The organism is Nocardia canadensis (assembly GCF_032656385.1).
GTDB lineage: Bacteria > Actinomycetota > Actinomycetes > Mycobacteriales > Mycobacteriaceae > Nocardia > Nocardia canadensis.
Window position 1 is genome coordinate 629580 of sequence record NZ_JAVCWB010000002.1, and the last position, 13662, is coordinate 643241.

Below are 13662 nucleotides of genomic sequence, written 5' to 3' on the forward strand. Positions count from 1 at the left end.
TGATGGGTGAGGTGGAATCGCGATGACACGACCGGTACGGACGCGCCCGGTGCGCACTCGCCGCGCCAGGGTGACCGCGCTGCCGCAGCTGCTGGCCACCGCCGTGGAGACCAATCCCGACGGTGTCGCGGTGGTGCTCGCCGACGCCACGCGCACGCTGGGCAGCCTGAGCTACGCCGAGATCGACGAGCGCTCGAGCCGGATCGCGCGGCTGCTGATCGAGCGCGGGATCGGCGCCGGTGATCTGGTGGCCATCGGCATCCCGCGCTCGATCGAGTCGGTGCTGGCGGTGTGGGCGGTCGCCAAGACCGGCGCCGGTTTCGTGCCGGTGGACCCGAACTATCCGCCGGATCGCGTGGCGCACATGGTGTCCGACTCCGGCGCGGTCTTCGGGCTGACCGTCGCGGCGGTCGCCGACCGGCTGCCGACCCGGGTGGACTGGCTCGTCATCGACGACGCGGGCATCGCCCCGCTGCTCGACGAGGTCGCCGGTGACCCGGTCACCAATGCCGACCGGCTGCGCCAGATCCGCGCCGAGGACCTGGCGTACATCATCTACACCTCCGGCTCCACCGGCCTGCCCAAGGGTGTCGCGGTGAGCCAGGCCGGGCTGGCCGGGTTCTGCGCGGAACAGCGCCTGCACTACGGCATCGACATCGATTCGCGCACCTTGCATTTCGCCTCGCCCTCGTTCGACGCCTCGCTGCTGGAGCTGCTGCTCGCGGTCGGCGCCGGCGCGACGATGGTGATCGTCGACCCGAGTGTCTACGGTGGCGACGACCTGGCCGCGCTGCTGCGCCGGGAACGGGTGAGCCACGCGTTCATCACCCCCGCCGCGCTGGCCTCGATCGATCCCGATGGCCTCGACGATTTCCGGGTGGTGGCGGTCGGCGGCGAGGCGGTCCCGCCGGATCTGCTGCGGCGCTGGGCGATTCCGCTCGCCGACGGCACCCTGCGACAGTTCCATAATGTGTACGGGCCCACCGAGACCACGATCGTCGTCAACATCAGTGTGCCGCTGAAGCCGGGTGATCCGCTGACCATCGGTGGCCCGCTGCGCGGAGTCGCCGAATACGTGCTCGACGACCGGCTCGGCCCCGTCCCGCCCGGCGTCACCGGCGAGCTCTACATCACCGGTGCCCAGCTGACCCGCGGCTACCACGCGCGCCCCGGTCTCACCGCCTCGCGCTTCGTCTCCAATCCCTTCGACCCGGCCGGTTCCCGGCTCTACCGCACCGGTGACCTGGTCCGCTGGACCGCCGAGGGCGCCCTGGAATACGTGGGCCGCAACGACTTCCAAGTCAAGATCCGCGGCTTTCGGATCGAGCTCGGGGAGATCGACGCGGTGCTCTCCGCGCACGAGAGCATCGACTTCGCCGCCACCGTCGGGCACGAACTCGACAGTGGCGCCACGATCCTGGTGTCCTATGTGCACGCGGCGCCGGGCGCGACCGTCGACACCGCCGCGCTCACGGCCTTCGCCGAACGCAGCCTGCCCGCGCACATGGTGCCGACCGTGCTGATAGAACTCGACACCATCCCGCTGACCCCGGTCGGCAAGCTGGACCGGCGGGCCCTGCCCGCCCCGGTGCTCGAGCACGCCGCGTTCCGAGCCCCGACCACGCCGGTGGAACAGATCGTCGCCGGGACCTTCGCCCAGGTGCTCGATCTCGGCGAGGACACCCAGCTCGGCCTCGACGACGACTTCTTCGCCCTCGGCGGCAACTCGCTGCTGGCCACCCAGGTCGCCGCCCGGCTCGGCGCCGCGCTCGACACCGACTTCCCGGTCCGGCTGCTGTTCGAGGCGCCGACGGTGGAGGCGCTGGCCCAGCGGCTGGCCGAATCCGCGGGCGCAGGAGCGCGTCCCGCGCTGGTGGCCGCCGAACGGCCGGAACGGATTCCACTGTCGCTGGCCCAGCAGCGGATGTGGTTCCTCAACCAGTTCGACCCGGAGTCGGTCGCCTACAACATCCCGATGGCGGTGCGGCTCGGCGGCGCGATCGATGTGGACGCGCTGCGGGCGGCTGTCGGCGATCTGGTCGCCCGGCACGAGACCCTGCGCACCGTCTACCCCGAGACCGACGACGGCCCGATCCAGCGGGTGCTGCCCGAGTCGGCGGCCACCCCACAGCTGGAGGTACACCGGATCCAACCCGCCGAGCTGGGCGCGGCGATGCACGCGCTCGGCTCATCCGGCTTCGATGTGCGCAGCCAGGTGCCGCTGCGGGTCGCGCTGTTCGAGCTCGGCCCCGACGAGTCGGTGCTCGCCGTGGTGGTGCACCACATCGCCGGGGACGGTTCCTCGCTGACCCCGCTGACCCGGGATCTGATGCTCGCCTACGCCGCGCGCTCGGCGGGCGCGGCACCGGACTGGGCCCCGCTGGCCGTGCAGTACGCGGACTACGCGCTCTGGCAGCGCGCCCTGCTCGGCAGCGAGGACGACCCGCGGTCGCTGGCCTCGGCCCAGCTGGCCTACTGGCGCGACGCGCTGGCCGGCCTGCCCGATCAGCTCGACCTGCCCGCCGACCGGCCGCGTCCGGCCGTACAGTCCTTCGCCGGTGGCCGGGTGCCGATCGAGGTCGACGCCGCGACCCACCGCGCGCTGCTGGCGCTGGCGCACGAGCAGGGCGCGACCCTGTTCATGGTGGTGCACACCGCGCTCGCGGTGACGCTGGCCCGGTTGGCGGGCACCGACGACCTCGCGATCGGCACACCCATCGCGGGCCGAGGCGAGGCTGCCCTCGACGACCTGATCGGCATGTTCGTCAACACCCTGGTCTTCCGCACCACGCTGCGGCCGGGGGAGCCGTTCACCGCGCTGCTCGCCCGCCAGCGCGACACCGACCTGCAGGTCTTCGCCAATGCCGACCTGCCGTTCGAGCGACTGGTCGAGGCGATCAACCCGGCCCGCTCGACCGCGCGGCACCCGCTCTTCCAGGTGGGCCTGTCCTTCCAGAACCTGACCAGGACCGGCCTCGAGCTCGGGGAGCTGGCGGTCGAGGGCGTCGACGTGGACCTGGCGGTATCGCAGTTCGACCTGCACGCGGTCGTCGCGGACACCTACGACGCCGACGGCGTCGCCCAGGGCATCAGCGGGGTGTTCACCTACGCCACCGACCTGTTCGACGAGGCGACCGCGCGCGGCTACGCCGATCGCTTCGCCCGGGTGCTCGCGGCGGTGGCGGCCGCGCCGCAGCGGCCCGCCGACGAGCTGGACCTGCTCTCCGACGCCGAGCGCGAGCGAATCCTGCACGGCTGGAACGCGACCGGACATCCCTGTCCGCCCGCCACCTTGGCCTCGCTGTTCGCCGAGACCGTCGCCGGAAACCCCGACGGCGTCGCGCTGATCGATCCCGACGGCGCGCCGCTGACCTACCGTGATTTCGCCGCGCGTGTCCATCGGCTGGCGCGACATCTGATCGCGCAGGGTGTCGGCGTGGAAGACCGTGTCGCGCTGGCGATCCCGCGGTCCGTGGATCTCGTCGTCGCCATGTACGCGGTGACGGCCACCGGTGCCGCCTACGTGCCGGTCGACCCGTCGCAGCCGGCGGACCGGATCGGTCACGTGCTCGACACCGCCGCTCCCGTCTGCGTATTGACCACGGCGGAAACCGGATTCACCGCCATCGCCGACAAAGCGCGGGGTGCCGAATCGTCCGGCGCGACGAGCGCATTGGGCGGCGGATCGGCTGCTGCCGGCGACACGCTGCGTGGCGAATCGGCTGCTGCTGGGGGCGCGTTGGGCGGATCGGCTGCCACCGGTGGCACGCCGCGTGGCGAACATTCCGCCGCTGGTGCCGGACTCGGCGCGGCCCCGGTGATCGTCGTCGACACGCTGGACCTGTCCGCTCTCTCGGATCAGCCGATCGCGGCGAACGAGCGGCGCGGAGTGCTGCGTCCGGCGAACACGGCGTATGTGATCTTCACGTCCGGTTCGACGGGCAAGCCGAAGGGCGTCGCCGTCTCGCACGGCGCGATCGTGAACCAGCTGCGGTGGAAGACCGCCGCGTTCGGACTCGGCCGCGACGATTCGGTCCTGCTGAAGACGGCCGCGACCTTCGATCTGTCGGTGTGGGAGTTCTGGTCGGCGGCGGTGTGCGGCGGCACGCTGGTGATCGCCGCGCCCGACGGGCACCGCGACCCCGCCTACCTGCTGGGCCTGCTCGTCGGTCGATCGGTGACGACGCTGCATGTCGTCCCGTCCATGCTCGACGCCCTGCTCACCGAAGCCGGGGGCGCGCTCCCGTCCGCGCTGCGCCGGGTACTCGCCATCGGCGAGGCCCTGCCCGCCGCGATCGCGCAACGCTTCGTGGCTACGAATTCGGCCGCGTTGCACAACCTGTACGGCCCGACCGAGGCCGCCGTCTCGATCACCGATCATCGCGTGACCACAGCCGATCGGACGACGGTGCCGATCGGCGCGCCCGCATGGAACAGCCGGGTCTACGTCCTGGACGCGCGGCTTCGCCCGGTGCCGGTGGGTGTCTCGGGTGAGCTGTACCTGGCGGGCGAGCAGCTGGCCCGCGGCTACTTCGGCCGCCCCGACCTGACCGCCGACCGATTCGTCGCCGACCCGTTCGCCGTTTCCGGTCGGGTCGGCGAGCACCTCGGTGCGGTCGACAGCCAGGTCCGGTCCCGCTCCGCGCACGGCGCCAGGATGTACCGCACCGGTGACCTGGTGGCCTGGACCGCCGAGGGTGAACTCGAGTACCGGGGTCGCACCGACTTCCAGGTCAAGATCCGTGGCTTCCGCATCGAGCTGGGCGAGATCGAGGCGGCGCTGCTGGCCACACCGCAGGTGGCCCAGGCCGCCGTGCTCGCGCAGTCCGACGCGCAGCTCGGTGACCGGCTCGTCGCCTACGTGGTCCCCGCCCCGGACGCCGAGCTCACCGCGGCGGTAGCCAAAGCGGCGGTGGCCCAGGTGCTTCCGTCGTACATGGTGCCCGCCGCCTTCGTCGTCCTGGATCGGCTGCCGCTGAACGCGAACGGCAAGCTCGACCGCGCCGCGCTCCCCGCGCCGGTGCTCGAACCGCGTCGTTACCGGGAACCGGTGGGGGACAACGCGATCGCCGTGGCGGAGGTGTTCACCGAGGTGCTCGGTGTCGCCCGGCCCGGTCTCGACGACGACTTCTTCTCCCTCGGCGGCAACTCGCTGCTGGCCACCCGGGTGGTGCACCGGCTGCGGGAACGCACCGGCACCGAGCTGACCGTGGCCGCGTTCTTCGCCGATCCGACCGTCGCGGGGCTCGCCGACCGGCTCAGCGCGGGTCCGGCCGGTCTCGGCGGTGACCTCGACGCGGCACTGGCGACCACGCTGCCGCTGCGCCGCGGCGGTGACCGGGAACCGCTGTTCTGCCTGCACCCGGTCTCCGGCCTGGCCTGGGCCTACGCGGGCCTTGCCCCGCATCTGCCCGAGGATCGCCCGATCATCGGGCTCCAGTCGCCCGCCCTGAGCGACCCGGACTTCCGGCCCGCCACCGTGGACGCGCTGCTCGACCACTATCTCGCCGAGATCACGGCCGCCCAGCCGCACGGGCCGTACCATCTGCTCGGCTGGTCGCTGGGCGGGGTGCTCGCGCAGGCGGTCGCCACCCGGTTGCAGGCGGCGGGGGAGACGGTCGCCTCGCTGACCCTGCTCGACAGCGTGCCCGGCGCCGATCTGGCCGACTTCGGCGCCGAATTGCGGGAGGCCTTCCGCGAACTCGGCATCCCCGATCAGCAATTGCCCGCCGCCGACCGGATGGCCGGTCTCGGCGCGGACGCCCTCGCCGCGCTACACGGCGCGCTGGCCGGGTCGACACCGATCTCGCTGTCGCGCTTCGTCGGGATGTACCGGGGTGCGCTGCGCACTGTCGAACTGGTTACCCAACTGACGCCGGATCGATTCGTGGGTGATCTCACCTTCTTCACGGCCCTGCGCACGGCCGGAAAAGCGCCGGGTGGCGCCTCGCGCTGGCGCCCCTATTTCAGTGGGGTCATCACCGATCATCCGGTCGACGCCAGTCATCAACAGATGCTCGGCCCGGTGGCCACCACCACAGTCGGCCCGGTAACGGCGCAGGTCATCGCCATTTCCGGGCGGTCCATCGATAGCCCCACGTAACAGGCTCCGCGCAGATTACGATTCTGTTGCAGAGAGTTGGTGTGTCGTGGCGCACACCTCGGCGACGGTCGGCGGCAGCGATATAGGTGTGGCTATGCTGTGTCCGACTCGGCTGCCGGACGCGAGAGGTGTATTGGTCTGTGGAAACCCCCCGCCGCACTGGCCGTGCCGGTCGCCGCCGAACGACCGGCGCACCACTGTTCGGTCAACTGCTTACGGCCGCGGTCGAATCCGCGGCCGGGTCGATAGCTGTCCGCTACAACCCGACCGGAATGCCGGGCGGTGAACGGCAGCTCACCTACTCCGAGCTGGACGCGGAATCCTCGCGACTGGCACGTGAACTCATCGATCGGGGCATCGGCGCGGGTGACGTGGTCGCGATCGCGATCGCGCGCTCCATCGAGTCCGTGCTCGCGGTCTGGGCCATCGCCAAGGCGGGGGCCGCCTACGTGCCGGTCGACCCGGCCTACCCGCGCGACCGGATCGCGCACATCGTCGCCGATTCCGGCGCGACGCTCGGCCTGACCACCGCGACCCATCGGGCCGCGCTCGGCACCGGGCTGTACTGGATCGAGCTCGACGATCCGGTGGTCGCGGAGCGGATCGCCGCGCGTCCAGGACACGCTGTCAGCTACGCCGACCGGGTCCGGCAGATCGACGATCGGCACCCGGCCTATGTCATCTATACCTCCGGCTCCACCGGCAAGCCCAAGGGCGTCGTGGTCACCCACGCCGGTCTCGGCGCGCTGGTCGCCGCCGAGCGCGAACACTTCGGCGTCGAACCGGATTCGCGTGTGCTGCATGTTTGCTCGCCGAACTTCGACGTGTCGGTGCTGGAGCTGTTGCTGACCTTCGCGAGCGGCGCGACCCTGGTGATCTCGCCGCCGCGGATCTTCGGTGGCTTCGAACTGTCGGATCTGCTGCGGCGCGAACGCATCACGCACCTGCTCATCACGCCGGGTGCGCTGGAGTCGGTCGATCCGGCCGGGCTGCCGGACCTGCGCACCGTGGTCGTCGCCGGTGACCGATTCGGTCCGGAACTGGTGGGCCGCTGGGCGACCAACGGCCGCGCCTTCCACAACGGCTACGGCCCGACCGAGGCGACCATCCTCGCCACCAGCACCGCCCCGCTACATCCGCGCGCGCCGATCACGATCGGCACCGCGGTGCCCGGCATGGGCCTCTACGTCCTCGATGCCCGGTTGCGGCCGGTGCCCGCGGGCGTCGTCGGCGAGCTGTATCTGTCCGGTCCCGCGCTGGCCCAGGGGTATCTGGGCAGGCCGGGCCTGACCGCCGAGCGGTTCGTCGCCTCGCCGTTCGGGGCGGGCAGGCTCTACCGCACCGGTGACCTGGTGCGCAGGCTCGAACCCGACGGCACGCTGGAATACCTGGGCCGCACCGACTTCCAGGTCAAAGTGCGCGGCTTCCGGATCGAGCTGGGCGAGATCGACAACGCCCTCACCGCTCACCCCGACCTCGACTACGCGGTCACCCTCGGCAAGACCATGCCCTCGGGCGCGACCGCGCTGGTGTCGTATGTGCTGCCCCGCGTCGGGCGCACGGTCGACACCGGGGCGCTGGCGGAATTCCTGTCCACCTCGCTGCCCGCGTACATGATTCCGGCCGTCATCATGGTGCTCGACGCGCTGCCGCTCACCTTGGTCGGCAAGCTCGACCGGGCCGCGCTGCCGACGCCGGTGTTCACCGCGCGCGGATTCCGCGCCCCGGCCACGCCCGCCGAACAGGTGGTCGCCGATGTGTTCGCCGCGCTGTTGCTGCGCGACGGCTCGGGCCGCGTGGGCGCCGACGACGACTTCTTCGAACTCGGTGGGGACTCGCTGCTCGCCGCGCAGGCCGTCGCCCGGATCGGTGCCGCCCTGGATGTGCGGGTGCCGGTGCAGGCCGTCTTCGAGGCGCCGACCGTCGCCGCGCTGGCGAACAAGGCCGAGCAGCACCGGGTCTCGGCGCACGCGCTGCCGCTGACCCGTCAGCAGCGTCCCGCGCTGATCCCGCTGTCCTACGCCCAGCAGCGGATGTGGTTCCTCAACCGCTTCGATCCGGCCTCGGCCGTCGACAACATCCCGGTCGCGGTGCGGCTGTCCGGCCGCCTGGACCTGCCCGCCCTGCGCGCGGCCGTCGCCGACCTGGTCACCCGGCACGAGGTGCTGCGCACGGTGTACCCGGTGTCGGACGGTTCGGCCGCCGATTCGGTGGTGCTCGACGGTGAGGGCCATCAGGTGGTGCTCGCCCCCGGCGATCCGGCGGCGGCGCCGGAGTTCGAGGTCGTCGAGATCACCGAGGACCAGCTGAGCGACGCCATCGCCGCGGCCGCGCTGACCGGCTTCGACGTCACCGCGGCGCCGCCGGTGCGGGTGCGGGTGCTCGCGCTGACCGAGCCGCGTCCGGCCGGGCCGGAGGCAGCAGCGGAGTACGAGCCGGATGCGGCTCCCGCGAGTTCGGTCAGTGAGCACGTCGTGGTCTGCGTGGTGCACCACATCGCCGCCGACGGGTTCTCCTTCGCGCCGCTGACCAGGGACCTGCTGACCGCCTACGCCGAGCGCCGCGGCGGTGGCGCGCCGCACTGGCCGCCGCTGCCGGTGCAGTACGTCGACTACACGCTGTGGCAGCGCGCGCTGCTCGGCGTCGAGACCGATCCGTCGTCGCTGCTGGCCGCGCAGGTCGCGTTCTGGCGCCGGACCCTGGCCGGCCTGCCCGAACAGCTGGAGCTGCCCACCGACCGGCCGCGTCCCGCCGTCGCTAGCCGGGCGGGCGGCACGCTGAGCGTCCAGGTGCCCGCCTCCGTGCACGCCGGCCTGTCCGCGCTGGCCCGCGACCACAACGCCACGCTGTTCATGGTGGTGCACACCGCGCTGGCGCTGCTGCTGGCCCGGCTCTCCGGCACCCGTGACATCGCCATCGGCACCCCGGTCGCCGGTCGTGGTGAGCAGGCGCTCGACGAGCTGATCGGCATGTTCGTCAACACCCTGGTGCTGCGCACCCAGGTCGATCCGGCGGCCAGTTTCGCCGCGCTGCTCGCCGAGGTCAGGGCCGACGACCTGGCGGCCTTCGGCCACGCCGATGTGCCGTTCGAGCGCCTGGTGGAGCTGCTGGAGCCGGTGCGCTCGACCGCGCGCCACCCGCTGTTCCAGGTGATGCTGACCTTCCAGAATCTGGCTCGCTCCGAGCTGGCGCTGCCCGGCCTGGCCGTCTCGGCCGCCGACTTCACGGTGCCGCTGGCGAAGTTCGATCTCCAGGTGGAACTGGCCGAGCGGATCGGCGCCGACGGCGCGCCGCAGGGCATGACCGCCTCGTTCGTCTACGCCACCGATCTGTTCGACCACGCCACCGTCGCCGATTTCGCCGACCGCTGGTCGCGGGTGCTGGCCGCGGTGGTGGCCGATCCGTCGGTGCCGGTGGGCGACATCGATGTGCTCGCCCCGGGTGAGCGCGAACTCGTGCTGCGCGAAGGGGATTCGCCGGGCATCGCGGTCCCCGAGGTGACCCTGGCCGATCTGATCTGCGTGCAGGCGCAGCAGCAGCCGGACGCGATCGCGGTGCGGGCGGGGGAGTACTCGCTGACCTTCGCCGATCTGCTCGGCCGCGCCTCGGCGCTGGCACGGGCGCTGATCGCCGAGGGCGCGGGCCCGGAAACCCTGGTAGCCGTGGCGGTTCCGCGTACCGAGGAGCTGCCGATCGCGCTGCTCGCGGTGCTGCTGGCCGGTGCGGGCTACCTGCCGATCGATTCCGGGTATCCCGCGCAGCGACTGGAATACGTGCTCGCCGACGCGAAACCCACTGTGCTGCTGACGACATCGGCCGAGCGCGCGCTGGTGCCCGCCGATCTCCCGGTGGTGCTGGTGGACGAACAGCTCGGCTATTCGACCGCGCCGCTGCGCCCGGCCGAGCGACGCGCGCCGCTGCGGCCCGACCACCTCGCCTACGTCATCTACACCTCCGGCTCCACCGGCCTGCCCAAGGGCGTGGGCGTCAGCCATCGCAATGTGCTGGAGCTGTTCGCCAATACCCAGCAGTTGTTCGAGTTCGACGCCGACGACGTGTGGACGGTGTTCCACTCCTTCGCCTTCGACTTCTCGATCTGGGAACTGTGGTGCGCGCTCGCCGGCGGCGCGTCGGTGGTCGTGGTCGATCACTTCACCTCGCGCTCGCCGATCGAGTTCCGCGAGCTGCTGGCCCGCGAGCGGGTGACGGTGCTGAGCCAGACGCCCACCGCGTTCGCCCAGCTCGACGAGGCCGACCGGGCCGCCCAGGCCGCCGGTGCCGCGCCGCTGCCGCTGCGCTACGTCGTCTTCGGCGGCGAGGCGCTCGACCCGCGCAAGCTCAACCGCTGGTACGCCCGCTACGGAACCGGGCCCGGCGCACCGCGATTGGTGAACATGTACGGCATCACCGAGACCACGGTGCATGTCTCGCATCTGACCATGGACACCGGGGCGACGGAGCTGCCGAGCAGCCTGATCGGCCGGGCGCTGCCCGGTCTGTCGGTGGCCGTGCTCGATGATCGGTTGCGTCCGGTGCCGTTCGGCGTCGCCGGTGAGCTCTACATCGCCGGCGGACAGGTCTCGCGCGGTTACCTCGGCAAGCCCGGGCTCACCGCGACCCGGTTCGTCGCCGATCCGTTCGGACCGCCCGGTGCGCGCCGCTACCGCTCCGGCGACCTCGGCCGCTGGATCGGTTTCCGCGGCACGCCCGCACTGGAATACGGCGGTCGTGGCGATCAGCAGGTGCAGCTGCGCGGGTTCCGGATCGAGCCGGGCGAGATCGAGGCCGCGCTGCTCGGGGTGCCCGGCGTCGGCCAGGCCACGGTCGTGGTACGCGTCGACGAACACGCGGGCGATCGGCTGATCGGCTACGTCGTGCCCGCCGACGGCGCCGCCCTCGACCCGGTCGCGGTGCGCGCCGCGGTCGCCGAATTCCTCACCGGCTACATGGTTCCCGACGCGGTCGTGGTGCTGGCCGCGCTACCGCTGACCGCCAACGGCAAGCTCGACCGGGCCGCGCTGCCCGCGCCCGAGTTCACCGCGGCCGCCGCCTTCCGCGCACCGACCACGCCGATCGAACTGAGCGTCGCGGAAGTGTTCGCCACCCTGCTCGGGGTCCCCGAGGTCGGCCTGGACGACGACTTCTTCGATCGCGGCGGCAACTCGCTGCTGGCCACCAGGGCCATCGCCCGCATCGATCAGGCGCTCGGCACCGACCTGGTGGTCCGCGACCTGTTCGAGGCGCCGACGGTGGCCGCGCTGGCCGCCCGGGTGCGTCCCGGCGAGGTGGCCGAGCCGCGTCCGCCGCTGGTCCCGGCGCAGGACCGGGGCGTCATCCCGCTCTCGCCCGCGCAGCAGCGGATGTGGCTGCTCAACCGGATCGACCCGGACTCCCCGGCCTACAACATCCCGCTGGTGTTGCGGCTGCGCGGCGCGCTGGACACCTCGGCGCTGCGCTACGCGGTCGCCGATGTGCTGGAGCGGCACGAGGCGCTGCGCACCCGGTTCCCCGCCGACGCGAACGGCGCGCCCTACCAGGAGATCATGCCGGTCAGCGCGGTGCTGCCGACCGGGTTGCCGATCGAGGAGTGCGCCGACCCGCGCGATCGCGTGATGTGGCTGCTCGCAGGCGGATTCGACGTCGCCGAGCGAGTCCCGTTGCGGGCCGGGCTGTTCACCATCCCGGACACCGATCCGCTGGCCGAGGAAGAGCACGTGCTCGCCGTCGTGGTGCAGCACATCATCGCCGACGGCGCCTCGCTCGCGCCGCTGGCCCGCGATCTGGTGATCGCCTACCGGGCCCGGGTCGAGGGTCGTTCGCCCAGCTGGGCGCCGCTGCCGGTGCAGTACGCCGACTACGCGCTGTGGCAGCGCGCGGTCCTGGGCGAGGAGTCCGACGAGACCTCCACCGCCGCACGCCAACTCGACTTCTGGCGGCGCACGCTGGCAGGCCAGGTCGGCACCGTGGACCTGCCGCACGATCATCCGCGACCGCCGCACGCCTCGCTGCGTGGCGCCGATGTGACCACCAGCCTGCCCGCCGACGTGCACGCGCGGCTGGCCGAGATCGCCCGCGCGCACAACGCGTCGCTGTTCATGGTCGTGCACGCGGCGCTGGCCGTGCTGCTGGCGCGCATCTCCGGCAGCACCGACATCGCGATCGGCACCCCGATCGCGGGGCGCGGTGAGCCGGAGCTCGACGACCTGGTCGGCATGTTCGTCAATACGCTGACCCTGCGCACCGAGGTCTCGCCGCTGCGTGGCTTCGACGAGCTGGTCACCCTGGCCCGCGAGGTCGATCTGGCCGCGTTCGCCCACGCCGACCTGCCGTTCGAGCGGATCGTCGACGAGGTCGCGCCCAGCGGCGCGGTCTCGCACAATCCGCTGTTCCAGGTGGTGCTCTCGTTCCACAACACCGAGACGCCGGTGCTGCGGCTGCCCGGGCTCATCATCGAGGCGATGGACCTGGCGGCCCGCTCGGCCAAGGTCGACCTGCAGGTCAATGTGGAGCCCCGCCACACCGCGACCGGCGACCCGGACGAGCTCGGCGTCGTGTTCACCTACGCCACCGACCTTTTCGACGAGCACACCGTCGCGACCTTCGCGCGCGGGTTCACCGAGATCATCACGGCGGTGGCGGCCGACCCGAAGGTCCGCGTCGGCGACATCGACCTGCGCGACGCCAGAGAGCGCGAACGCGAGCTCACCGCCGCGGACTACGCGCCCGTGCCCTCGGCCAACGGCGCCGCGCTGGCCCAGGAGCTGGCCGCCGCCGTCGAGGAGGATCCGGACGCACCCGCGCTCGACCTGGGCGGCGGCGAGCTGACCTACCACGAGTTCGACGCGCGCTCTTCGCAGTTGGCGCGGTCACTGATCGCGCGCGGCGCCGGTCCGGGCACCGGGGTGGCGCTGCGGCTCGATCGCGGGGTGAACGCGGCGATCGCGACCTGGGCGGTGCTCAAGGCCGGTGCCGCGGTGGTGCCGCTGGCGACCATCGACGGGCTGGTGACCGACCGGCTCGAGGTGAAGCTGGGCCTGACCATCGATATCGTCGACGCCCCCGAGGGCCTGGACTGGTACGACCTGGCCGACCCGGCGCTGATCGCCGAGCTGGCCGCGGAGTCGCCGCGCCCGATCGGCTACGCCCATCGCACCCGCGCCCTGCGCGGTGACGATGTGGCCTTCGTCGGCGGTGGCCGGTCGCTGAGCTACGACGAGCTGGCCGGCGCCGCCGAGCGGGTGGCCCAGCGGACCGGGCTGACCTTCGAGTCGCGCACGCGGGCGGCGGGCCGGCCGGATTCCGTGGCCGGCCTGTTGGAGATCGTCGCGGCCGGGATCGCCGGCGCGACGTTGGTGATGGCGCCCGACGACGGCGCCGACGAGGTGAGTCACGTGTTCACCGAGTCGGCGGTCGCTGTCGCGGCGCCGGGGGATGGCGCCGGCGCGACGATAGTCGCGCTGAGTGAGATGATCGGCAACGCCGGACAGCCGCAGCAGCGACGGGCGGCCGTCGGGATGGATGGGATAGGTGGATAGTGCATGACCGGGCAGCGGCTAGTC

The 13662-nt window shown here is 72.2% G+C and carries 2 protein-coding genes; both read left to right on the top strand.

The window, feature by feature from the left end; translation table 11 throughout:
* Nucleotides 1-49 precede the first annotated feature (49 nt).
* The gene (locus tag Q7X29_RS06245; RefSeq protein ID WP_394358668.1) at nt 50-6103 is read left to right on the top strand and encodes an amino acid adenylation domain-containing protein; all 6054 of its coding nucleotides are present in this window, start codon (nt 50-52) and stop codon (nt 6101-6103) included.
* Between the two features lie 197 nt (nt 6104-6300).
* The gene (locus tag Q7X29_RS06250; protein ID WP_449411937.1) at nt 6301-13638 is read left to right on the top strand and encodes an amino acid adenylation domain-containing protein; all 7338 of its coding nucleotides are present in this window, start codon (nt 6301-6303) and stop codon (nt 13636-13638) included.
* Nucleotides 13639-13662 lie beyond the last annotated feature (24 nt).